The following is a 24,462-nucleotide window of genomic DNA, read 5'->3' as shown; positions in this document are numbered from 1 at the left end:
GGTTAAAACCGAGGTGTTTGCCTTGAAGTTGCCCTTTGTGGATAAAAAATGAGCTATAGTGAAATAACATATGATTTCAATGGAATTGAAAATGAAAGAAACCTCAGGGAAGAAAAAGCCTAAAAAAACAGCCACCACTACTCCATTTATATCGGATCAAATTGATGAGGCTTCTCAAGAGTCTTTCCCTGCAAGTGATCCCCCTGCATGGGTATCGCATAATCACAGCCATACGGATATTAAACCTCATGTTGATGTGTTTTTACCGCTTGAATTTAATGAAAAAACACGAAAAACGCTGCTGGTTCATGGCATTGAATATCATTATTTTAGTTTGCCAGTTGCAGAAAAAATGGGGCTCAATGGCTTATCTAAACTTCCTTTCACCCTTAAAATTTTATTAGAGAATTTAATTCGTCATGAAGATGGAATTACGGTGAATACAGATGATATTCATGCAATGATTGATTGGCTCAAACAAAAAAAATCCGATCGTGAAATTTCCTATCGCCCTGCACGGGTATTAATGCAAGATTTTACCGGTGTGCCTGCGGTTGTTGATTTAGCGGCTATGCGTGCGGCAATTAAAAAACTTGGAGGAAGTCCTGAAAAAATCAATCCGCTCTCAGCAGTTGATTTAGTGATTGATCATTCCATACAAGTCGATGAGTTTAATACCCCAAAGGCGTACACTGTGAATGCGAGTATGGAAATGGAGCGGAACTCTGAGCGTTATGAATTTTTGCGCTGGGGGCAAAAAGCATTTCAAAACTTCCGGGTTGTGCCACCGAACATTGGAATTTGTCATCAAGTGAATTTGGAATATCTGGCCAAAGTGATTTGGACCCAGAAAAAAGGCAGCAACAATCAGGCATACCCCGATACTTTAGTGGGGACTGACAGTCATACGACGATGATTAATGGGCTTGGTGTTTTGGGCTGGGGGGTGGGTGGTATCGAAGCCGAAGCGGTCATGTTGGGGCAACCTATTTCCATGTTAATTCCCGAAGTCATTGGCGTACGCTTATCTGGCAGATTGCGTGAAGGAGTTACAGCAACCGATTTGGTACTTACAGTGACCCATGTGCTGCGCCAGCAAGGTGTGGTGGGTAAATTTGTTGAATTTTTTGGACCTGGTTTACATGAGTTATCCATCGCGGATCGAGCAACCATAGGTAATATGGCACCAGAATATGGCGCTACTTGTGGTTTTTTCCCCATTGATGAAGCCACTTTGGATTATTTACGCTTAAGCGGTCGTGATGCCCAAACAATTGCATTGGTGGAGGCATACGCCAAAACTCAAGGCTTATGGCATGATGCAACACAACCCGATCCTGAATTTACAGAAGTGGTTACCTTAGATTTAGCCGATATTAAACCCTGTCTTGCAGGGCCCAAACGGCCACAAGATCAAGTGGAATTATCACAACTGCAGGATACGTTTAATCAGTTACTTATAGATAGCCATCGTGAGGCAGAAAAAACGCAAGCGTTTCCAACGACGGAGAACTATGCATTGCATCATGGGGATGTGGTCATAGCCGCTATTACCAGTTGCACCAATACCTCCAATCCTGATGTACTGATTGCCGCCGGCTTATTAGCCAAAAAAGCTGTAGCTAAAGGTTTGACCCGTAAACCTTGGGTTAAGACTTCTTTTGCCCCTGGCTCGCAAGTGGTGACTCGCTATTTGGCAAAAACAAATTTACAGCCCTATTTGGATCAACTGGGTTTTGGGTTAGTAGGTTATGGTTGTACCACCTGTATTGGCAACTCAGGGCCATTGCCTGAGGCGGTAGCCAAAGCAGTATCTGAGCATGATTTGATTGTTTCTGCAGTTTTATCGGGTAATCGCAATTTTGAAGGACGTATACACCCCCAAGTTAAAGCCAATTGGCTTGCCTCTCCACCGCTGGTTGTTGCATTTGCCTTGGCAGGCACAACGGCAATTGACTTAGCAAAAGATCCGCTGGGTACGGATGCATCTGGAGCGCCCATTTACTTAAAAGATATTTGGCCAACGAATAGTGAAATAGCGCACACAGCAGCAATGATAACAGAAACCATGTTTGCAGAAACTTATGCTCATATTTTTCATGGTTCCGCAGCATGGCAAGCAATGAACATTCCAGAATCTGAAACTTATGAATGGCAAGCGAGTTCAAGCTATATCCAGCATCCTCCTTTTTTTAATGACATGAGGCTTGAGCCTGAAAAAATCAATGATATTACCGAGGCACACATTCTTGCCGTATTTGGTGATAACATCACCACCGATCATATTTCCCCTGCAGGTTCTATTAAAGCAGATAGCCCTGCTGGAAAATATTTGCTCTCCAAAGGGATTGCCGCAAAGGATTTTAATTCCTATGGTTCGCGACGTGGTAATCATGAGGTCATGATGCGTGGCACGTTTGCTAACGTACGCATCAAAAATGAAATGCTTCCTGATGTAGAGGGTGGTTTTACTAAGCATGTACCCAGCGAGGAAATGCTTTCCATTTATGATGCTGCAATGCGTTATGACAAGGAACATGTTCCTCTAGTCGTCATTGCCGGGAAAGAATATGGTACTGGGTCCTCACGTGATTGGGCTGCAAAGGGCCCGCAACTTTTAGGTATTAAGGCCGTAATTGCTGAGAGTTTTGAGCGGATTCATCGTTCTAATTTGGTAGGAATGGGAATTTTGCCATTGGAATTCCCCGTGGGAGTCACCCGCAAAACATTAGGTATTACGGGTTACGAACGCATTGCGTTAACTGGATTAACCAAAAATATGAAACCCAAAATGTCAATCAATGCGACGATACAACGTGCAGACGGAAACCAAACCGAAGTGAATCTTCTGGTACGTATCGATACTTTAAATGAATTGGAATATTACAAGCATGGGGGAATTTTGTGCTACATGATCAGAGAGTTATTAAAACAATAAGTGTTGAATATAAAAGCACATGTAGCCTGGGTGCAACGAAGTGGAACCCGGGTTACGGTCCTGTGGACCTTCGCCCAGGCTACATATAAGTTGATGAGATTGTTTGGGGTAGAATATTGCAGTCAACGTTACAAACCAAAGCGAATATTTTCTGCAACGACGGGGCTGCTGCTAATCGCCTTTTGCCCGGTAGTAATCCATTCCAATATGTTAGGCCCTTCCCATAACAAATGTTTGTCTTCTAGCCTTTGAAATAACTCTAAATTGAATGATGTGTCCTTGGGAAAATCATCAATGTTTATGCCATAGACTTGCCAATTTAAGTTGGTTTTACGAGGCGCCATGAGTAGTGTGGAATAATAATTTAAATCCGTAGGGATATATGCGATTACTGGATGCTTAAAGGCTCCTTCTAAACGGGCAAGAAAGGGTCTGGCAAATTCAAACAAGTTTTTGTGTTTATTGGTATCAGAAATAAGAAATACAACCGAACGCACCTGAGCTGATAACTGGCGTTTTAATAGCACTTCCGCCAAACTTACTGGCTCAAGGTAGCGCAAAAATTTATCATCTGCATCCACATCAACCAATAGAAGTTGTTCCGTAGTTTTGCTTAGGTCAGCAGGTTGGCTTAATTTCATGACATCAAAAGCAGTAAGGTGTTGTAAATTGGCTGCAGCCGCTTCATTTTCTTTGCTGTCACTCATCAAGATGATCATCGTGCGCTCTTTAGTCCTTAGTAGTTCAATTATAGTAAATTGATAAAAAAATACGCAAAGAGTTCTATAATATTCTTATTGGCTCTTTGTTTGTGTATTTTTTTATGGCCTCCAAAAACATCATACTTATTTTAGGTGATGATAAGGAAACTCTGGCGTCGGCTCAAGGTATTGCCACGCAGTTACCTAATTGTGAAATAAGACGTTTTTCACCGGAATGTCTCATTGGCTTAAAGCCCGCCGATGTCGCCCGCATGACGGTAGTTGGACATGCTCATACCACCCGATACGGTGCGTCTGATTTTAAACCGAAAGAGTTTGTGGAAGCTTTTGATAAGGCTAGAACAACAGCAGGTTTCAAAAGAGAAGACATTATAGGATTGCGTTGTTTTGGTTGCGAATTAGGTTTAGTGGACAAAACGGGCGATTGTTATGCTCAAAAAATGACAAATGAATTCACCCTGCACGGATATCGTTTAGATTTAAGTGCGTTTACTAATCGAAATGCAACCCCTGTACAGGCTATGCGCGTTGGAGTAGGCCAGGATGGGAGTACATCGGTATTTGGTTTTACCACAGAACAAGCTGCGCGCAGAGGTGGCGAATTAAGAGAGCAATAACAAGCAAAGTCTGCGCAGATAAAAGAGTTGCAAGCACAAGTATCCTTGTTTGATAAAATCGTCTTGGGAGGGACGATAACGGCAATAGATAAAGCACAACGCGAGTGGGACATTCTATTTAAAGAGTATGAACAGTTGCAAGTTCGGATTGATGAACAAAAGTATCCCATTAAGGCCTTAGATCGCGATAAAAAATATCAATTTATACCTTCAATTACCCAAGAAGCTCTCGAAAAGAGGGTGAACGATTTACGAAAGGGCATTGCTAACTGCGAGAATAATATACGGGTCTTCCACGATATTGGCGAGCCCTCTATGGCCTTAAGTATGCAAAATGCGAAAGAAGCATTAGAAGAGGAATTAAGCGCAATAACCGGTTTGGATCTACAAGCTCCAGCTGCCAGGGAACCCATTCCAGAAACGATGCAACCGGAAAGAGGTGTTTTAAGCACTCGGCTAAAGAGTGCCTGGCAAGGCGTTACCCAAGCGTTTAGTGGGTTACGCATCAGATCGTCTGCAGCAGAAGATTTTTCAGAATCGCTACTGAGCTCTCAAGGGGAAGAGGGGGCCAAGAATGCACACAATTGTAGTTATAGACAGACCATGGCAATACTTGATAGACCGGGTGCAAAAAGAAAAGAAGGGCCTATTGAACAAGTAACAGCTAAAGAAGAAATTGATGAAGCGATAAGCCCTACACGCAATAAGAATGGCACCTTACAACGATCACCGCCGGAACAGCAAAAAGAGGAGCACTTGCAACCCAAGTTTTGATGCATGAGACCAAATACCGATGAGCATCAGGATTACCCGTTTGCTTAGCCATAATTTTTCGTTTAACATGCGTCGAGTTATTTGATCCCCAATTCTTTTTTAATTTTTATCACAATGAAGCGCAATTTCCGTCATCCATGAAAATACACTAAACCTATCTTATAGATCTGCTGACGCAATGATTAAATAGAGGTGACTGGGGTGATGTGGCACTTGTTTTGATTAATGAGAGGTAATTATGGTAGCAACTGCATCAAATATGCTTCCTTTAGGAAGCAAAGCACCTGATTTTACTTTAGTTGATACACGTAACGATCAATTGATTTCGCTGTCGCAGATTAAATCACCTATTGCGACAGTCATTATGTTTCTATGCAATCATTGCCCTTTTGTGAAGCATATTCAGGAAAAAATAGTGCAATTGGCTGAAATCTATCAGCAAAAAGGGATTCAATTTATTGCGATTAGCTCCAATGATGTTGAGAAGTATCCTGCAGATAGCCCAGAAAAAATGCGTCTTGAGGCAGAGCAATGTCATTATTCATTCCCCTATTTATACGATGAATCCCAAGATGTTGCCAAAGCATATAAGGCGGCGTGTACTCCTGATTTTTATATTTTTGATAAGGATCTGCTTTGTGTCTATCGTGGTTGTTTGGATGAGTCAACACCAGGGAATAATAAACCAGTGACAGGAGCCCATTTACAAAATGCACTGGATAATATCCTTGCTGGAGTACCGGTGAGCTCAGACCAAAAACCAAGTTTGGGATGTAATATTAAGTGGAAGTGATTGTTGATCTTGGATGATATGTAGCCTGGGTGAAGGCGAAGCCATAACCCAGGTGTTCTGTGTCAAAACACTCCCGGGTTATGGCTTCGCCTTCACCCAGGCTACAATTAAATTTTTAAAATTTTTCTGGATTTGCCATTTCCCAATGTGCTTTATAACTTTGGGGAATATCTGTTCCCAGTAGTTGTCCCGGTGTCAGATATTCATAAATTTCATTAAATGATTTGACCTCTTGTACGCTTACTCGTCGCATGATGTGGATGGGTTTTAAATCACTGGGATTATCTAAACCGAGCGAGCCAACCATTTCCAAAAAGCTTTTCATGGTGTTTTTATGGAAATTGGCGACATGATATTTTTTCTGATCGACAACCAAACCATATTGTAAGCGTTTATTTTGTGTTGTGACCCCAGTGGGGCAGGTATTCGCATTACATTGTTTTGTCTGCAAACAACCGGTTGCCATCATCATTGCACGCGCAGAATTACACATGTCGGCGCCCAAAGCGATGTTGGTCAGCATATCAAATCCATTTGCCACCTTACCACTACAGATAATACGAATTTTGTCCCTTACATTAATCCCTACTAAGGCATTATGCACAAAGACTAAGCCGGCCTCCAAAGGTGTACCTATAAAATTAACGTATTCTTCTGGTGCTGCTCCGGTTCCTCCTTCTGCACCATCAACGGTGATAAAATCAGGGAGGATATTTGTTTTTAACATGGCTTTGCAGATTGCCAGAAATTCATCTCTGCGCCCCAGGCACAATTTAAATCCTATAGGCTTGCCATGAGATAACTCGCGTAATTTTTTTATGAAATAGAGTAGTTCTATGGGCGTTGTAAAAGCAGAATGTGCCATGGGTGAGACGACATCTTGGCCCATGGGAACTTTGCGTACGGTTGCAATTTCCTGAGTTAACTTGGCGGCGGGCAAGATGCCTCCGTGAGAGGGCTTGGCTCCTTGCGAGAGTTTAATTTCTATCATTTTTACTTCTGGACGGTTGGCTTCCACAGCAAATTCTTTCTCGTCAAAATTTCCTTGTGCATCGCGGCAACCAAAGTAGGCAGTTCCGAATTGGAACACCAGATCTCCGCCTTGCAAATGATAGGAACTTAATCCTCCCTCACCGGTGGCTTGGAAAAAACCACCAATCTGTGCCCCCTTATTCATGGCCATAATTGCTTTGGCAGACAGTGCACCAAAGCTCATGCTTGAAATATTAAAACGCGAGGCATTATAGGGTTGCAGGCAATCGGGCCCACCAACAATAATCCGTGATTCAACTTCTGTGTGATGTTTTGGTGCTAGCGAGTGGAGAGCCCAGGTATAGCCAACACTTAAAATATCACGCTCCGTACCAAAAGGAACGGTATCACGAGTATTTTTGGCGCGCTCATAAATAAGGGAGCGTGTTTCACGATTGAAAGGAAGCTCACTTTCATCGGTCGCAATAAAATATTGTTGAATTTCTGGACGCAGAAACTCTAGAAAATAGCGCACATGGCCCAAGACTGGGAAGTTACGCAAAATGGTGTGTTCTTTCTGAATCAAATCATAGATCCAGATCACAATTAGGGGAATTAGAAAAGCGATAAACCACTTGATGCTATTAAACATCGCAAAGAGAGCAAGGGCAATTAATAAAGTTACCCCAAATCCTATATACCATTGGCGTCTCATTTGTAAGTCCTTTTAATCAGATCTAATCTTCCTCTTATTATGAAGAGATGGATATTTATATTATCTCCCCGCACAAAGCGGGGATGTTTTGTAGCATTCCAGAATCAATCAACTAATCTAGTTCTGGAATTCGTTCCATCATGTCCCCACCCACCATTTTATTGATTTTATTTTCCAGTGAGTTAATAAATTGGGATACCTGATGTTGTTGGTGTGCTTGTTTGTTTTTACATAAGATCAATTCATGGCTAATATCAAGCGCGGCAAGCAACAAAGCCTGGAAGTTGTCCAGCTGCTTCGCTTTCTTTTTATTAATCATGATTTGATTATTTAATTTCTGCACCGCAAGCAGTAAATTAGGTTCTTCGCCTTCAGGGCATTTAATTTCATACGTTTTATTTAGTAGCTTAACAGTACATGATTTCATCTGCGTCATAATAATAAGACCTTTGCATTCCATAGAGAGCAGTTATGCATAGTAACAATTTTGCTCGCGAGCAGCAATTAGTAGGATGAACGCTTGCATTAAATCGGGTATCATGGGGGTATTTTCTATAAATGAGTTAAATTAAATATGTCTGAGGAAAGAGAACATTTGCGTTTGCCTGATTATGATGAGTTTTCTGCATCTATTTCTGTTTTAATGTTGCACGTATCTTCCAGTTTATTGCATGGAATGATGTGTGGTTACCTATGTGCTGGCGCTGACAGCCAAGGAGAGGCTTATTTACGCGCCTTATTAAATAATAAGAAAGATGAAGCCAACCGCAATGCAGTTTTAGCGATGTTTGCTGTTTTTTCAATAAGCCAGCAACAAATTAACAGTTTGGATTTTGAATTTAAAATGATGCTTCCTGATGATGAGGAATCCTTACTGCTTCGTGCAACCGCTTTTAGTGAGTGGTGCGAAGGGTTTACCCAAGCCTTGACTTTAGCTGGCATAGGTCTTAGTCAATTTCACGATGAAGAGGCTCAAGATGCATTCCAACATCTTATTGAATTTGCCGAACTTGATTGTGATACCTTGGATGTCGATGAAGAAGATGAACGTGCATTAATGGAAGTTAGTGAATATGCGCGGATGGCAGTGCTTCGTTTGCATAGTGATTTAATTATGAATGAAAAAGAACGTGGCGGTCATGCTGGAATAACTCATTAAAAAGGATGTTACTATGATTTCGCAACCAGAATACCAAACAAGAAGAAGTAAATTGGCGCAAAAATTGCCCGAGGGCAGTATTGCCATTATCCCTGCTGCTCACGAATTATTACGTAATGGCGATGCGCATTATCGTTTTCGCCAGGACAGTAATTTTTATTACCTCACCGGATTTAATGAGCCTGATGCGTTATTGGTTCTTGTTGCAGGAGCAGATGCTCAGAGTATTCTCTTTAACCGTACACGCAATCCCTCAGAAGAACAATGGACAGGAAAACGTCTTGGCCAAGATGGGGCACTTTCTGAATTGGGTATGCATGCTGCTTTTCCTATAGATAGTGTTGAGGAAGAATTACCCAAATTATTAAATGGAAAATCGGCTGTTTATTATGCGCTTGCTCGCAATGCAGAGTTAGAAAAAACGATCATGCGCTCATTGAATTCACTTAAAGGCCAGGTACGGCGTGGCGTTAAAGTACCGGCTCAGTTGTGTGATTTGGAACCTATATTAGGTGAAATGCGTTTATTTAAAAGTGATGCGGAACTGGATTTAATGCGCCGAGCAGCAAGTATTTCGGTTAAAGCCCATGAACATGCGATGCGTCGTTGCAAGCATCTGGAGCATGAGTATCAGCTTGAGGCAGAACTTGTGTATGAATTCAGTCGTCATGGATGCCGTAGCGTCGCCTATGATCCGATTGTGGGCGGTGGCGAAAATGCATGTGTTTTGCATTACACGGATAACAATCAACCTTTGCATCGAGGTAGTTTAGTACTTATTGATGCAGGGGGTGAGTATGAAAATTATGCTGCTGATATCACGAGAACATTTCCAATTAATGGCAAATTCACGCCAGAACAAAAAAGTATCTATGAAGTGGTTCTCAAAGCACAAAAAGCAGGAATTGCAGCGATTAAGCCGGGCTTGCCATGGAATGCGGTACAACAAATTATGCTCCGTATTCTCACTGAAGGGTTATGTATCTTGGGTATTTTGCAAGGAGATGTTGAGGAATTGATTGCTAAAGGAGCTTATAAACCTTTTTATATGCATAATTCTGGGCATTGGTTGGGATTGGATGTTCATGACAGCGGGCTTTATAAAATTGATGGAGAGTGGCGCCCCTTAGAGCCCGGAATGGTTTTAACTGTTGAGCCAGGTTTATATATTAGCTCAAACAGCGTAGGAGTAGATAAGCGTTGGTGGGGTATTGGTGTACGTATTGAAGATGATGTAGTCGTAACGAAAACAGGTCATGAAGTATTAACTGCAGCATTGCCTGTGGATGTGGATGAGATTGAGGCATTAATGCGTGATTAATAAAGAGATTGATATACTGGTTATTGGCGGGGGTTTAACAGGTGCAACTCTAATGCTTGCTTTGCAAGGATTAGGGTACCGTACTTTATTGGTCGAAGCTAAGCCTTTTAGTGACAAAATAAATCCTGATTTTGATGCTCGCTCTTTAGCTCTATCGCCTGCTAGTCGACGTATTTTAACGATGCTCGGTGTGTGGGATCTTCTTAAAGATCATGTCACTACTATAGACACGATTCATGTTTCTGATCAACATCACTTCGGGATATCCCGTTTACAAGGGAAGTTGGATGCGCCTTTAGGTTATGTGGCGGAAATGCAGCATATAAACCAGGCTTTGCATCAATTGTTACCTTCTGAGCAGCTGATTGCTCCCGCGAGCTTGCAGTCTTTAGATTATGAAAATAATTCGGCAACAATTCTCACTGACTCTGGTGAAATAAAAATTGTGGCGCGTTTAATTGTTGCTGCGGATGGAGCGCATTCCGGAGTCCGCCGTTTTTGTTCATTGCCCTCGAAGACTAAGCTCTATGGGCAACACGCAATTGTTGCCAACGTGGGTTTGCTAAAACCACATCAACACCGTGCTTATGAGCGTTTTACCGTTTATGGGCCTTTGGCGCTTTTACCCATGCACGACAATCGGATGTCTTTGGTTTGGGCGGTACCGCCCAAGGAAGCTGAGCGTTTATTGTCTTTACCTGAGGTCGATTTTTTACGTGAGTTACAACATGCCTTTGGCTATCGTTTAGGTCGGCTTGCCAAAGTAGGAAAGCGTTTTTCTTTCCCTTTACAACAAGTCTTAATGCCAACACAAGTGAAGTGGCCAGTAGTTTTTGTCGGTAATGCCGCACACACATTGCATCCCGTCGCAGGACAAGGCTTTAATCTTGGACTTAGAGACGTGGCTACTTTAGCGCAATGCATTGCTGAACGGGGGCTTAATGCGGAAATGTTACAGCATTATGTACAATTAAGATCTCATGATCAAAAAGCCATTACACGTTTAACTGATGGTTTAATCCAAGTGTTTACCAGTCGTTTACCTGGATTGGGGGTGGCTCGCGGCTTAGGGTTGGTTGTTCTGGATAATATTCCCGCATTGAAGAATCTTTTAGCCCGATACGCCCGAGGATTCGGAGGGGTGGTTCCTGATTTAGTCTGTGAAATTGCTTTGCCAAAGCTGCAAAAAAAGTGATGAAGGAAATGAAATGAGTCTGCAATTTAATGTATTGATAATTGGTGGTGGGGTTGTAGGCTTAACTGCTGCCTTGGCTATGGCCCAACGGGGTTATACTGTAGCAGTCATCGATGCGGGTTCGTTGAAGGTCAATCATTCACAAGCAGATACGCGTGTTTATGCGATTAACCATGCGTCACAGGCTCTGTTGCAGCAATTAAATGCTTGGCAATATCTAGAAAGTTCGCGCATTTCTCCTTATCGCCGCATGTATGTTTGGGATGCTGAAAGTAAAGCGCATATTGATTTTGATTCGCGTTATGTCGGTACACAGAGCCTAGGGAGTATCATTGAGGAGTCGGTGTTAAAACACGCTTTATTGCAACAAGTTTCTAATCAATCTTCTATTCATTTATTTCCTGAGAGTTGTGTAGAGGATGTGTTTAGCGAGGAATCCGGAGTCAGGGTGTGCAGCAGTCAGCAGACCTGGGAAGGACAATTGTTAATGGTTGCTGATGGTGCCAATTCCCCCATTCGTCATAAACTCAAGGTGCCATTAAACAGCTGGTCTTATGAGCAACATGCATTGGTTGCGACGGTGTCTTTAGAAAAGGAACATCAGTACACGGCATATCAAGTATTTCGCGCTGATGGTCCTTTGGCTTTTTTACCGCTGGCTGATACACATCAATGTTCTATCGTGTGGTCTACCAATCCAGCACATGTTAAAAAATTAATGAATCTTTCTGAACAGGAGTTTAATGCATCCTTAAGCGACGCTTTTGCCAAAAAGCTAGGTCAGGTTGAAGTAATCAGTACACGCCATCAATTCCCTTTACAAATGAGACACGTTAAACAATATGTAGGGAACCGTTGGTTACTCCTTGGTGATGCAGCACATACCATTCATCCTTTGGCTGGTTTGGGGTTAAATTTAGGCTTGGCCGATGTATATTCTTGGATTCAGTGTTTGGATGCCGCTCGCGATACCCTGGTATCCAAAAAGGCATTAGGTGCTTATCAACGTGCACGTAAAAATGATGTATGGCAAACGATTATGTTGATGGAAGGATTCAAACGCTTATTCAGTAATTCTTTTATGCCTGTTGTTGCCTTACGTGGCTTAGGTTTAAATTTGTGTAACGGATTTACTCCTATAAAACGTTTATTCATTCAACATGCCCAAGGCATACAGCAATAGAAATATAATTCCTCTCCGCTTATTCCCGCATCCGTTCACATCAATGCATGGATAACTCTACATCCATTTTAAAATAACTTTATTTGATCAATTTGCTTAATATTTATTTAATGTTGCCTTTATATAATAGACAGCAGTATATCTGTTGTTTGTGAGGTCATCATGTGGACAAAATTTTTTTCTAATGGAGTCCTGGAGAAAGGGATAGGATATGGTAAAGGTCTCTTTGAGATGGCAGACCCCTTAGTTGGTAATCAAATCCTCAAGCTACAAAAAAATTCGTTACTTGCACGTGTCGATGGTAGAGGTCTCGATGTATTGTATCAACAAAATGGCATTATGCCTCGGATTTCAGAAAGGCAGCTGCAAACGATTCGCCATTCTAATGTAGAACGTTATCAAAAATATAATGAGGAGCCTTTTGCATGGGGAGCCTGTAATTCGATACAAGATTTACTGACTTTTATTACGCAAAATAAATCACATACGGAAAAGTCTTGGATACATAAGTTTTATGGTAAGTCTACGCCACTGCTTATGCTGAAATATGCTACAGGAATTGAAGCCGAAGGACTTGATCAGGAAAAAGAAGAAATCATTGTGCAACATGTACCATTCAGTCAGTTTATTGCATCGACCTGTCCTAAATATAGAGAAAGGTTTTTGAATGGTGGGATGGTGCCTAATGCCATGTATGAATATAATCATGACTTACCAAAATCAATGTGCATTGCCAATTTACTTACAGAACAAGGAGTTCTGACTTGGTTATTGATCAACAAAGCGGAGCAGGCATTTACTGAAGTGTGCAAGGCAATATATGCTGATATGACCCAAGAGATGCTGACAGAGCGCTTTCGCAATCCACAACTTGTAGAAGCAATTAGCAATGCTTTGAAATTAGATCACACGTTAAAGATGTAAGTTATTGGCTTTTGAGTCAAGTAGTTCAGCCTCAAACGCGCTGTTGATTCTGACTGGAATATGGTGGTTGGAATCAAGCAGCAAGGGATTTTCCAGCGGTATTTGATCCATACGCAATGATGAGTTTAACCCTATCATTGCTTCGACACTACCAAATCCCCATTCGTTTCCTGTATAGGAGAACGCATCTGCAGGATTAATGGCACAAACAAAATAGTTTTCAATCTCTTCTTCAGTAAACTCCAAGACATCTCTGCTTCTTTGATAAACTTCAACCTTTTCGATTGGCGTATCCATAATGGCATCAAATTGTTGTTGAAGCTGCTCATTAAACGTAGGGAACTCAACTTTTGCTATCCAAGGATAAGAGTGTTTCTGCAGCAATTTTTGAAAAGCACGCAGATAATGGGGGTAAAGAAGATGTTGTATGTCATATTGCTCATTTATTTTGGCAAAAAAACCCATCCCAACAGCAGTGGCTTTTAAAAGCGCAGGTTTTCCTGCTTTCTGCGCAGCGTCATTCACTGCAGTTAATAACATAGAAATATCTTCTAACTGATATCTGAAATACGCTTCAGATAAAAAAAGAACTGCATTTTTTTTAGTAAAAGATGGATAAAACATGTTAGACGCAGAGCGTGCAAGCAACGGTAGTCCTGTGCGAATACGGGTAAGCGTGCCGTTAGAATCATATGGACCTAGAGAGGATTGTGCATCTTTAAAATCAGTCGGTACTTTTTCAAAGAGATGAGCAAACATTGGACTATCGATTTTTGAGTTTATTGGATCCAGCATAAACAGCGAATAATGCAGATAGAGATTTTCAAAACAGGCTCCTGCTAGAGAAAAAATCCCAACATCATGTGGTTTTTTCTTCATCACTCTCGGATTCATTGCGGGGTAGCCGCCTGAAGCAAGCACGGAACTATTGGAAAAAATAATTTTTTTAGCCCCGGATAGTCGTTCAACAGGTGATAAAAGTTCGGGGTGTGTTAATGGAATGCGGGCAAAATAATCAGAGCTTGCTGGAAAGGGAGTGCCATTTTGAAATATTCCGGTTCTATCCCCTGCAACGCTAACTGCTGTTGTTTTGCTTAATGCCCTACGTAAGGAAAAAGGCGCATCCGTATCATTATGCGCAAAATAATGTTCGTTATAATATACTTTTGCGGAGTTTTGGGTTCTTTCTCGAAGGACTTTAGGGAACTGTTTGTCTAAAGCACTTGCCTTGAACTGCGCATCCAACCATTCTTTAGGCTGCATCGATTTGACGCTGTTGCTTGCACGAAAAAAACCAGACAATTTTTTTGAAAACATATTATCCCTGTGTACGCTTATGTGCACCAATTATATTACAGCAAAGGATAAGTTAAAAACAAATTGATGTTATTTTGGGAAATAGCTGGACAGGTTATTTTTTTTTACTAAAATGCGCAGCAATTCAAAATGATAAAGAATTCAAATATGCCAAAAAATGTTAAATTTTTATATACATCAGATCAAGAGCAAGCTATGGACGAAATGCTTGCCGAACAATTACTTTTTTTTCCTGAACAAGCGGAGTCCCAATTAAGGCTAGGTAATTATTTGCAAAATAATTGCAATCGACCTGGCTTTAATTATCTCACTACAAACTATGATGCCGGTGTAATTATCGCTGCTATGCCGAATCTTGGTTCTAAGCAATTGGGGGTATATGCCGCAAAATCGTTTGAGGTAGGAGACATTGTCGGAGAAATAAAAGGCATTGATTTATTCGGCATACAATCTAATTCTCGAATAGAACGCGCCGTTAAACAGTATGAAGGCGATTCTACTTATGTATGGAAATTAAACTTAGATGAGCAAGAGCAATATGCCGTAGTAATTGATATGCTGCAATCAGGGTCTAGTACCCGCTGGGTGAACCATGCTGAACGGCCTAATTTAGAAGTACAAATCACCTGTAAGCAACGAAAAGACGAGTTTGGAAAAGTTGCATTTGATTACCATGCTTATTATGTTGCGACTAAAAGAATTGCTTTTGCTGATGAGTTAACTGTTTCTTATGGAGATGATTATTTTTCTCAACAGCGTCCGCAAATCTTGCGACGACCACAAACCTTGATTGACGTCTTGCAAAGCTTAGCCAAATCACTTGAGCAAGAATTTACTGCAAGTGATGTGAAAACACCCGCAGATATAAAAAATTTTTTCGATTTACTAACCCAAAAATTGAATATAAAAAAAGAACAGAAAAAGCAAATGTATTTAGATAAAAACTTAGATCCTAAAATTTATGATTTGCAGCAACCAGAAGATGTGGCGCGTTTTCAAAAAAATCAAAAAATGGAGCTCAAAAGAAACTCAGCGTATCATTTATTTATAGCACCTACGGAACGGGGGAATGGGGTATATCGTTACTCTTTATTTAGTGGTCAGGCCATTCCTGCGGAAAAGCCAATATGCCAGCTTGTAGGGAAGCAAATGTTTGATGTACCCACCACGGAAAAGGCGATGGAGTTGTGGGCGGCTCAACATGATATTGATACGAATTACTTGGTGCAATCAAGCGGGGGCGGATATCTTTATACTAAATACCAAGCATCCGAAGCTTATTGCATAGAAAGTGCAACGCATCGCAGGGAAATGAATGTGCGCTTTGATTTTGCAACCAACTCTTATGTCACGACACGGCAAATTCAACCAGGTGAGGAAATTCTTGCTTATTACCGTGACTATGATTATGGTGCTTCACCTACCAATTTGACTCAGGTGGTTGCTGCTTTTAATGACGCTCAATATTATTACCATGCGACTTGGAGTGGCAATGGAATGACTATGGAGTATGTGATACCCAAAACTCCTGGTTATAATTGGGATGATGCCGAGGAGTCTGTCTTCTCTCCATATACTACCGAAGAGCAAACGAGCGATTGGCTTGGTCAATCTGATTTTGAGTTTGATGACAATACAAGAGTCCTAACCCCTGGTTATGATGACGCTGCTTTTGAGCAAGAATTTTCTCCGCATTTGGACGAAGTGCGTGTGGCGGATGATGGAAGCAGCCAAGAAAAAAGACAATCAACGTCTTGGAGTCCGACGTTCCAGTTCGGAGAAGTTCCTCATAGCAAAAAAAGAAAGCTTTCTGCAATCAGCGATGATGAAGAGAATCAGGTAAGTGGCTATTTAACGCCTTAATATGTGCTTGGGTGAGCGAAATGGACTCGAGTCAATGAGGTTACCTTAAGTAGGCTGGGCTGTTAAGCCCAGCGCTTAGCACCCATATAATGGATATTCTCTGCTCATTGGATTTACATTAACGAGGTATTTTGGAGCATACGGATTTGATGCAACGAGCACTGGGCTTAACAGCCCGACCCCCCTTAAAAAGACTATTTTAAACGGGCAAAGTGTTCGCGACTAAACGCTACTTTTTCGGCAACTGATTCGTTAGGGTGTTCCTGATAATGCGCCTCAATTGTTCGGTAACGTTTTAATCCACCTTCTCTGTTGGCAATTTGTATGTTCAAGCCGGGCCGTGCATTGAGTTCCAGCATTAAAGGTCCTTGTTCTTTATCAAGGACTATATCTACTCCAAGATAACCTAGACCAGTCAGTTCATAGCAACTGGAGGCAATCTCAAGTATTTTATTCCAATAAGGTACTTCGATGTTTACAATAGGATTGAGCGTATCAGGATGATAATCGATGATGTCATTATGATATACCCCACCAAGAGTTTTTCCGGTGGCGAGATCAACTCCAACCCCAATGGCACCTTGGTGTAGATTGGCTTTGCCGCCAGACAAGCGCGTTGGCAACCTCACCATCGCCATGGCAGGATAACCTAGCAAACTGATAATGCGAATATCAGGAATACCTTCGTAGCTTACCTCTGCAAATACGGGATCAACCACTACTCGCTTCTCTATAATTGCATAGTCGGAGGAGCCACCAAGGCTGTATGCTCCCGAGAGCAAGCATGATAAATGGTAGCTAAGTTCCTGTGTTGTGGTTAACTTTCCATTAATTTGTCGATAACGGCCATAGACCTTATCTTTAAAAACTAAAATACCATCACCGCCTGAGCCACGTGCAGGTTTAACCACAAAATCGTTATAAGGCTCTAAACGTTCTTCTATGGTTTTAATTTGTTGTTCTGTTTCGATAATATCGTACAAAGGTGGTACGGCGATGCCTGCCTTTAGCGCTAATTTTTTTGTTTTTAACTTATCATCAACCAAAGGAAACAGTTTTCTTGGATTGTAGCGTAATACAAAATCTGTATTACGCTGGTTGATGCTTAATATGCCATGGTTTTTTAAACGACGAAACAGCGTAATCATTCGACATGTCTCGCAAGTGATTTAAAGCGCTTCAACTCAAATAAGCGATAGCCGCGATATTGGCCAAACCACAATATTAAAGCGAGTAGAACTAAAAGCAACTCAGGGAAAGCAAAGACAAGATATTGCAAAGGTTCATAGCTCATTGCCCAATAGGAGATTACTGCCGCAACCAGGCTGCCTACCCCCGATTTTATTGCTTCTGAAGCTCCTCGTTCATCCCAGGTAATGCACATACGTTCTATAGTCATGGTTAAAATGACCAAGGGGAATAAGGCAACAGATAGTCCTGCATCCAATCCAAGGCTCTGGCTAATGACACTAATAAAGATCATAAGCAAAATCACGATAGTAAGAATGGCCGCAAGCCTTGGTACCAAAAGTAACCTTAATTGATCCAGATAAAAACGTGCCAGGAGTCCAAAAGAGACAATAATGACAAAGAGGGAAATTCCCCAGATAACATGGGTTTCTCTAAACGCTAAAGCGATTAAAACGGGCATAAACGTACCGAAGGTTTTAATCCCGATAAAGTTTCGCAAAATCAAGATAATGAAAGCACCTATGGGTATCGTTAATAAAATTTTATACGTTACCTGCGCATTAACGGGTAGTTGCAATAAGGAGAAACGCAACAGTTGTGAGTCTGATTGTAACCCTCGCGATTTGGCAATGCTTAAGGCATTTATGGGGGTGGGCGATACCGTTAAGCTAAATTGAGCTTTTTTGCCGCCAGTGACATTAAATACAGGTTCATTTCCATATTGCCAGATAAGAAAATCTTTAGGCAATCCGGCACTGCCCGTTCTCGGATTAATATAAACCCAGTTTTTGCCGTTGAATACAGCTAAAAATAAACTTAACTCAGCCTTGCTCTTTTGTGATAAGTAAATTCCTTTTACTGGAATTGCAGAAATTTTAGACTGATTTAAAATGAGAATTGCTGCATTAATAAGATGTTCGTCACTAAAATTATTACTGGTTAGTAACTTCGCATTCCCATCTTTTTTATTCAGTTCTTTAACCGTACTTTGGGCAAAGGTTTTAATGTCTGCGGATGATTGTCGTACTTGGCTTGTAATAGTTTCAACTGCTGATTTTTGACTCTCTTCAAGCGGTTGTGTTTTGACTGCCGGAGGAGTTCCTAATGGGGATTCATTAGCCTCCGTTTGCCGGAAAATCGCCCTATAATATAGGGATTGTGCGCCATGAGCACGCCTGATGGACCAAACTGTTTCTCGATTATCACCATTTAAATTAGTTGTTACCCCATAATTTCTTGATACAAAATATTCATCAAGAATCGCAAAATGGGGCGGCAAATAGGGAATATTAAAACTCGCTTTAATTGGCGTATTCGGATCTGCGACAAAACGTAAGTTCGATTCAATCGTCCAACTGTTTATTGTTTCTGTGTCAGTCAACGGCACATCGAGTACAAAATGTCGGTACAAAAAAATCCCTGCTCCTAGGATAAATAAAGTAAAAATAAGTCCATAAACATGACGCGTGTTGTGTTTCATTATTTCTTAAGACTCTGATTTCTTAACGTAAATGTCAGTGCTGGATTGACCGCACCATTAAAAGCAATAATTGCATCTCTTCCTAAAAGCAAAGGATAGATGAACCGTTTGCGATTGGTTAAATTCACTTTAATTGTTCTAACTTTATCTCCAAGTTGTAAATTAAGTAGTACAACCGGACGTTTAATAGGAGCATGGGCAAGTATTTCTGAGCCATGTTCTCCATCACGAACTTTAATTTTTACTCGACCTTTATATTCCGCCTCAAATTGATAGTCTCCGCTTTTGGTTGGGACAGTAAAGCGCAAATAAGGCATGCCATTTTTAGTAATTTCAGTTATGTTGGTTGCATTTAATGATGCTGATTTAGCTCCGGTATCCAATTTTGCTGAGAGCGTTAAATTTTTATCTGGAAACGTAGCTTTTTCAACATAACCATAAATTTGTACGTCATTTGATGCCATAACAGGTCCGGTCATTAGTGCTGCAAAAGTAAAGAGAGCAAGTATCGATCTCATTTAATCCTCTTTCCTGAGTTGTTATATTATTTAGTGCGATATCGTAGCAGGTTTGCATCCTAAGTCACAACCCGTAAGTGGACTTATAGAAATATTTTTTGTACGAACTGAGTATGATATTATTATCAACCGCCCTGTGGATTGTGTGTTTTTAATTCAGGATGAAACGATTATTGACATCAAGCTCAATTATCCATATAATCCGCGCCATCCTAACCTACGGTCATTTTTGTGTGTAAGAATGTCTAAAAAGGGCGAAGAAGGTTCATCATTAAAATCACAAGAACTCGTTTCCCTCTTGGCAATTGCCGGCTGTATCGACGCGCAAAGTAGACTCCTCGCTCAAAAACTCGATAATGATCGTTATATCTATCATGCATATGCCGTAGTAGATTCTCTAAGCTCTTCTTATAGTATGTTTAAATACTTCATGGAAGTATTTATGCGTAATACGGATGCTGATTACCTGCATAAAATAGCGACTTCTCCAGAAGGAATCGCTGCAATTTCCGCAGAAGCCATTTTTTTAGTCTCTTTTTCTTTTCTAGCCAGTGTATTTGATGGAGAGGAAAATGATTCTGTAAAAAAATTCATCGCGGCTGCATGGCCCTATTTTCGTGACGTCATGAAGGGCTTAAAAAACGCTTATAAAGGATGGCGAAGTACAGTACAAGTTTTAGGTGCGCTTGGATTGGATCTTAAAGATATGCTCATCCCTGTTGGCTTAGTATTAGGTGTGTTTGCTGCTGCCAACCGCTTCTGGATACGCAGTATGCAGGAACGACGTAAAAAGCAAATGAATGCCAATAAAGAGCTTTTAGTAGAAATTCGACAGTTGACTTCATTAACAAAGTTAGATCGTAAAGCTTATTTATCACGAATAGAACAACAGAGCGATGAAGATCGTATTCATGCTTTTTTAGCGGTAACGACTGGTGGCTTACTTGATGGTTTATACCTTTATATGGGTGTGATGAGTCTTGCTATTCTGGCGCCACATCTTTTTCTTGCCATGACCGTTCTTAGTGTTTTTTACACACTAGCTTGTGTTGTTACACGAATTTACGAAGAATATGATTTTCAATTACGCTTGGAAGTGACGCAAACCCGATGTAAATTGGAATTAACAAGCAAAGAATTAGAACTGACTTATGCCAAATTGCTTGAGTTACAAGAAACTGCCAAGAAAAAACTTATAAATCCCGCCGATGTCAAACAATTGAAGCTACGAGTGTGTCAATTAATTCAGCAGTTTGATGAAGAACGCCAATTATTACAAGAACAAACAACACATAGTTATTTAACTGCAGGTTTATTGGGAATGAAGTATGGTTTGTTTGGCTATGGCGTATTGACCAGTATTTTATTTACAGTTTCCTCGGTATTCTTAGTTACCGCCAGTGCCTTTCCACCTGCGTTACTGGCTGCATTTATTGTTTCTGGTTTGGTGTTAATGATTGGAATGACTGCTTTTATGCTGCACAGTCATCATCAGCATGTTCAAAAGCAAAAAGCAGAGAATGAAAAAGAGTGTCCTTATGATCAAATAAAGAAGATGAAGGCGAATATCGAGGCACAAAATGATGCTGAGTATTTAACCGCAGAGAGCTTTAAGTCCTCATTAAAAAACGGCAGTAATCCCAGTTCTTCGCCGCAGAGTTTTTTTCAAGAATGGTTTGAAGTGTTTCGTTGTTTTGCCTCTGGTCTATCTAAGGGAAATAATTTCTCTAATTTTGCAACATCTGCTCTCCAGGAAGAGGATCCCGAAGGGCATTACCATGATGTTCCAATAATGGGTATATTGGCGATAGCTAATGCGGTCTTATTTTCATTAATTCTAGGTCTTAGAGCTTTGGCGCGTGGACTGGGGCGTCCGCCTCTAGGCCAGGTTAGTCCTTCCAAAGATAAAGAACCTGGTCCAAATGTGTCGGTGGATAAGGACAAAATAAAAACAGAGTCCCCAAGGGAATCAAGTGAGCCTGCTAAAAGAAGAGCCCCTGATTCCCTGCCACGATCCGGTTCATCTTTTTCACTTTACAATTTCTTCTTTCATAAAGATACAGCATCTAATTCACCATCTGGAAAAATGACACATTCAAAAAGCGACAATGCTCTAACTCATCACGTTGCAACTACTGGCGGCAGTACAATTCGGGGTTTAGATTAGGATCGTTATACATTTTAAATTGCTGATAGATTCTGAACGTACGTTTTTTCGCTTTGACTTCTTCAAGCAACTCTTTAAAACACTGGGCTAATTGTTCCAATTGTTGATTAATGGTCATTAATTTATGGGCACAACTCGTACGATGTTCTTCTGTGGCATCTTCGCGCTTGGTTTGGAGCTCCATATGGTACGATTTTAGGGATAAAATAGACAGGCGGTCAATGATCATTCCAGGCGACTCAGAGTGCACTGGGCATATTTTAAAGTGTGCTGGTTGCAGTTGGTTAAAAAGCCATTCATCCATTGCCTCCATGCGGTTATTACGCAATTGATTAAAACGGTCAATTTCTCGCTTTGCTTGATATACAAACTCATATCCTTGATCATCGCGGCGTGCTCTATCCTCTGCATGCCAGAGTTGGTAGTTAAATGCATGATTATCTTCAACTAAGCGATAAAACTCTTGGTGTTGATGTACTATGCCCGATGCTTTCCAGGTGATGATGGAATTTTTGTGTAGGTCGGTGATTTCTGCGACATGAATACTATCTGGCATGTTTTATCCTGTATTTTTGAAAAATGGGTGCCAGTTTACCCCATACTGCATAGAGCTACAAATTGGAACCGAAGTATTTATTATAAATGGCTTCATAGGTTCCATCATTTTCCATTTCTAATAACGCTTTATTGATTCTCTGAATTAGTGTGGCATTTTTGGGGAGCGTCACTATTCCATATCCATTTCCCAGAACAATAGGACGTCCTACTGTTTGAAAATTAATTACTTTATTAATGGTAAGGTATTTAAAGATATTAATGTTCATTATAATTGCATCTACATCATTATTGAGTAAGGCCATAATCATAAGCGAAATTTTTGGATATTCTTTGATATTCTCTTTACTTGTATACAGTAAAAGCGTGTCGTGAAGGCGGCTTTCTTGTACGGTCCCTATTCTTTTGTTTTTCAGATCTGCAATTGTTTTTATGTTGGGAGATGAGGTTAAAAATTGTCCGTTGCTGGTCATATAGGGCAAACTGTAAATGTAATTTTGTGATATGGTTTGCGGTATGGGGGCTGGTGTAAAGGTAATGTCTATGTCTCCTGAAGCCAATGCATCCATTTGGTTGTTTAGGGTAACCGGTTTATATTGACACGTTTCATGCAGCCGTTTGCATAATTCATTCATGAGATCGACACAAAAACCAAAATAATGATTGCTGCCATCTACGGCAGAAAAAGGCGGCGCAGATTTAGAAACACCGACGACAATAGGAGTGCTGTAAGCGAAAGTGTAACTCGTTAATATGATAAGAAACAGGATATGCCGAAGCAGTTTCATGCCAGTGCACCATCTTCCTTGAGCATATCTAAAATCTAGGTTGTTGCGAATTATTTGTCAAATTTTAATGAGGCTCATGTAAACGCGAAGGTGCGAGCTACGTCTGTTCAATGACAGAGGTTTTTCTGGGCAGGCATACGTTTACGAAAGAGTACAAACGTGTGGTTATTTTTGTATTTTCTTTGCTAAGCATCGATCCAGAGCATTGGCAAAAGCGGTTTTTTCTTTGATACTTAATGCCGCAGGGCCTCCTGAAAACTGTCCTGTTGCACGTAATTGTTCGTGCATATCTCTTAAATTTAGGCGTTGCTTGATGGTGTTTTCGGTATATTCTTCTCCGCGTGGATTAATCGCGAGCCCTTTTTTGGCAAGAACGTCTGCCGCCAAAGGGATGTCAGCGGTAATCACTAAGTCATAAGGTTCTATGTGCGCCACAATATAATGGTCCGCACTGTCAAACCCTTTAGTGACTTGCACTGAGCGGATGAAGGGTGACTTAGGATAAGTAAGAAAAGAGTTAGCCACTAAAGTGAGTGGTGTTTTTGTACGTACTGCGGCACGAAACAAAATTTCTTTAATTACTTTGGGGCACGCATCGGCATCTATCCAGATATGCATATTTGTTACATTGGTCAAAGAAAAGTTAGAGTGATTTTAACAAGTAAGACTGGCAAGCAACATAGGCTAATTATATAATTTTATTTTGATAGCTGTTTTTTTGATGTTGCATAAACGGTTTTCTATTTTATTAGGGAGAAAGTCATGAGGATTGTCGCTTTTTTGAGTTTTGTATTATTATCTTTTTGTGCTGCCGCTGAATCAACTTTACCTGCTGGATGCCAAGCAGTTGCGGTTCAGGGGGAATCCGTAACGCTACAAGCTAAAAATAGCAGTTTGGTGTTTATTCATAATCTCACTTCCTCAGATTTATGGATCACCCATCCCGTGACTAATCCTGGTGCTAGTGCTGGTTGGACAACGAGGTTACAAGGTGGTAATTGGTCTGCATTAGCCTTGAATAAAGGTCCATTTGCTTTAAATTGCATTGAATCCAAACCCGGACATGAACAACAAGCACCTTGTAAAGGTCTGATTGCGGTGTGTAAATGGAAAGGGGTGAAAATTCCCGATAGTGACAAAGGCTCTACGTTCTGGGCTGCAGAAGATATGTCTTTATCTGCATTAACTGCAGCAGTAGGCGCGCGCGGATTTGTAATTCCTGCAGCTAAGCACTAAGTATGCTGTTTGCCACTTATCTTGCTACTTTCAG

Annotated in this window: 22 protein-coding genes; 12 read left to right on the top strand and 10 right to left on the bottom strand. The window is 40.9% G+C overall.

The window, feature by feature from the left end:
- Positions 1-91 precede the first annotated feature (91 nt).
- Positions 92-2,938, top strand: a complete 2,847-nt coding sequence (gene acnA / locus BGO44_RS03500; RefSeq protein ID WP_273198042.1) for an aconitate hydratase AcnA — start codon at positions 92-94, stop codon at positions 2,936-2,938.
- Positions 2,939-3,066: 128 nt separating this feature from the next.
- Here acnA and BGO44_RS03495 read toward each other — a convergent pair whose 3' ends face one another.
- Positions 3,067-3,657: a MurR/RpiR family transcriptional regulator gene (locus BGO44_RS03495; RefSeq protein ID WP_273198043.1), complete on the bottom strand. Its 591-nt coding sequence runs from the start codon at positions 3,655-3,657 to the stop codon at positions 3,067-3,069.
- 104 nt (positions 3,658-3,761) lie between these two features.
- On the opposite strand from BGO44_RS03495, the gene BGO44_RS03490 reads away from it, so the two are divergent.
- From BGO44_RS03490 to BGO44_RS03480, 3 genes are all read left to right on the top strand, one after another.
- On the top strand, positions 3,762-4,277 hold the full coding sequence (locus BGO44_RS03490) for a hypothetical protein (RefSeq protein ID WP_273198045.1): 516 nt from the start codon (positions 3,762-3,764) through the stop codon (positions 4,275-4,277).
- A gap of 27 nt (positions 4,278-4,304) precedes the next feature.
- Positions 4,305-5,051 carry a hypothetical protein gene (locus BGO44_RS03485; protein WP_273198046.1) on the top strand — a complete coding sequence of 249 codons (747 nt, stop codon included), beginning with the start codon at positions 4,305-4,307 and terminating at the stop codon, positions 5,049-5,051.
- 238 nt (positions 5,052-5,289) lie between these two features.
- On the top strand, positions 5,290-5,844 hold the full coding sequence (locus tag BGO44_RS03480) for a thioredoxin family protein (RefSeq protein WP_058511335.1): 555 nt from the start codon (positions 5,290-5,292) through the stop codon (positions 5,842-5,844).
- Between the two features lie 115 nt (positions 5,845-5,959).
- Here the strand turns inward: BGO44_RS03480 and BGO44_RS03475 are convergent, their stop codons facing one another.
- Entirely contained in the window at positions 5,960-7,531 is a 1,572-nt protein-coding gene (locus BGO44_RS03475) for an FMN-binding glutamate synthase family protein (RefSeq protein ID WP_273198048.1), read from the bottom strand.
- Positions 7,532-7,643: 112 nt separating this feature from the next.
- A complete protein-coding gene (locus BGO44_RS03470) occupies positions 7,644-7,967 on the bottom strand; it encodes a cell division protein ZapA (protein WP_058511333.1) in 324 nt (107 codons plus the stop codon).
- A 138-nt stretch (positions 7,968-8,105) separates the two neighbouring features.
- Between BGO44_RS03470 and BGO44_RS03465 the strand changes: the two genes are divergently transcribed.
- The 5 genes from BGO44_RS03465 to BGO44_RS03445 all read left to right on the top strand — a co-directional run bounded on the left by BGO44_RS03465 (position 8,106) and on the right by BGO44_RS03445 (position 13,313).
- Positions 8,106-8,690, top strand: coding sequence for a UPF0149 family protein (locus BGO44_RS03465; RefSeq protein ID WP_058511332.1), 585 nt, complete (start codon positions 8,106-8,108; stop codon positions 8,688-8,690).
- A gap of 13 nt (positions 8,691-8,703) precedes the next feature.
- Positions 8,704-10,011, top strand: coding sequence for a Xaa-Pro aminopeptidase (gene pepP / locus BGO44_RS03460; protein WP_273198050.1), 1,308 nt, complete (start codon positions 8,704-8,706; stop codon positions 10,009-10,011).
- Positions 10,004-11,206, top strand: a complete 1,203-nt coding sequence (ubiH, locus tag BGO44_RS03455; RefSeq protein WP_058511330.1) for a 2-octaprenyl-6-methoxyphenyl hydroxylase — start codon at positions 10,004-10,006, stop codon at positions 11,204-11,206. The genes pepP and ubiH overlap by 8 nt, the downstream gene beginning before the upstream one ends.
- 13 nt (positions 11,207-11,219) lie before the next feature.
- Positions 11,220-12,389: an FAD-dependent oxidoreductase gene (locus BGO44_RS03450; RefSeq protein ID WP_273198053.1), complete on the top strand. Its 1,170-nt coding sequence runs from the start codon at positions 11,220-11,222 to the stop codon at positions 12,387-12,389.
- A 162-nt stretch (positions 12,390-12,551) separates the two neighbouring features.
- On the top strand, positions 12,552-13,313 hold the full coding sequence (locus tag BGO44_RS03445; RefSeq protein ID WP_273198056.1) for a hypothetical protein: 762 nt from the start codon (positions 12,552-12,554) through the stop codon (positions 13,311-13,313).
- On the opposite strand, the gene BGO44_RS03440 is transcribed toward BGO44_RS03445, so the two are convergent.
- The gene (locus BGO44_RS03440; protein WP_273198057.1) at positions 13,302-14,630 is read right to left on the bottom strand and encodes a type IV secretion protein Dot; all 1,329 of its coding nucleotides are present in this window, start codon (positions 14,628-14,630) and stop codon (positions 13,302-13,304) included. The genes BGO44_RS03445 and BGO44_RS03440 overlap by 12 nt on opposite strands.
- A gap of 147 nt (positions 14,631-14,777) precedes the next feature.
- Between BGO44_RS03440 and BGO44_RS03435 the strand changes: the two genes are divergently transcribed.
- Positions 14,778-16,493 carry an SET domain-containing protein-lysine N-methyltransferase gene (locus BGO44_RS03435; RefSeq protein WP_273198058.1) on the top strand — a complete coding sequence of 572 codons (1,716 nt, stop codon included), beginning with the start codon at positions 14,778-14,780 and terminating at the stop codon, positions 16,491-16,493.
- Between the two features lie 194 nt (positions 16,494-16,687).
- On the opposite strand, the gene BGO44_RS03430 is transcribed toward BGO44_RS03435, so the two are convergent.
- Genes BGO44_RS03430 through BGO44_RS03420 form a run of 3 tightly spaced genes read right to left on the bottom strand, consistent with a single transcriptional unit; the run spans position 16,688 to position 19,682 of the window.
- Positions 16,688-17,641 (bottom strand): alpha-L-glutamate ligase-like protein, encoded by a 954-nt coding sequence (locus tag BGO44_RS03430; RefSeq protein WP_273198059.1) that lies wholly within the window; start codon positions 17,639-17,641, stop codon positions 16,688-16,690.
- Positions 17,638-19,164 (bottom strand): inactive transglutaminase family protein, encoded by a 1,527-nt coding sequence (locus tag BGO44_RS03425; protein ID WP_058511324.1) that lies wholly within the window; start codon positions 19,162-19,164, stop codon positions 17,638-17,640. Before BGO44_RS03425 ends, BGO44_RS03430 begins: the two co-directional genes overlap by 4 nt.
- Positions 19,164-19,682: an ATP-dependent zinc protease family protein gene (locus BGO44_RS03420; protein ID WP_058511323.1), complete on the bottom strand. Its 519-nt coding sequence runs from the start codon at positions 19,680-19,682 to the stop codon at positions 19,164-19,166. The genes BGO44_RS03425 and BGO44_RS03420 overlap by 1 nt, the downstream gene beginning before the upstream one ends.
- A gap of 241 nt (positions 19,683-19,923) precedes the next feature.
- On the opposite strand from BGO44_RS03420, the gene BGO44_RS03415 reads away from it, so the two are divergent.
- Positions 19,924-21,849, top strand: a complete 1,926-nt coding sequence (locus BGO44_RS03415) for a hypothetical protein (RefSeq protein WP_273198061.1) — start codon at positions 19,924-19,926, stop codon at positions 21,847-21,849.
- Here BGO44_RS03415 and BGO44_RS03410 read toward each other — a convergent pair.
- From BGO44_RS03410 to BGO44_RS03400, 3 genes are all read right to left on the bottom strand, one after another.
- A complete protein-coding gene (locus BGO44_RS03410) occupies positions 21,815-22,405 on the bottom strand; it encodes a DUF4254 domain-containing protein (protein WP_273198062.1) in 591 nt (196 codons plus the stop codon). The genes BGO44_RS03415 and BGO44_RS03410 overlap by 35 nt on opposite strands.
- Positions 22,406-22,460: 55 nt before the next feature.
- On the bottom strand, positions 22,461-23,192 hold the full coding sequence (locus tag BGO44_RS03405; RefSeq protein WP_058511320.1) for a transporter substrate-binding domain-containing protein: 732 nt from the start codon (positions 23,190-23,192) through the stop codon (positions 22,461-22,463).
- 165 nt (positions 23,193-23,357) lie between these two features.
- Positions 23,358-23,810: a YaiI/YqxD family protein gene (locus BGO44_RS03400; RefSeq protein WP_058511319.1), complete on the bottom strand. Its 453-nt coding sequence runs from the start codon at positions 23,808-23,810 to the stop codon at positions 23,358-23,360.
- 144 nt (positions 23,811-23,954) lie between these two features.
- Between BGO44_RS03400 and BGO44_RS03395 the strand changes: the two genes are divergently transcribed.
- The gene (locus BGO44_RS03395) at positions 23,955-24,428 is read left to right on the top strand and encodes a hypothetical protein (protein ID WP_058511318.1); all 474 of its coding nucleotides are present in this window, start codon (positions 23,955-23,957) and stop codon (positions 24,426-24,428) included.
- The last annotated feature ends 34 nt before the right edge of the window (positions 24,429-24,462 follow it).

This window comes from Legionella sp. 39-23 (genome assembly GCF_001897665.1).
GTDB classification, from domain to species: Bacteria; Pseudomonadota; Gammaproteobacteria; order Legionellales; family Legionellaceae; genus Legionella; species Legionella steelei.
Note: the sequence above shows the minus strand (reverse complement) of the source record. Positions and strands in the feature narration are given on the sequence as shown.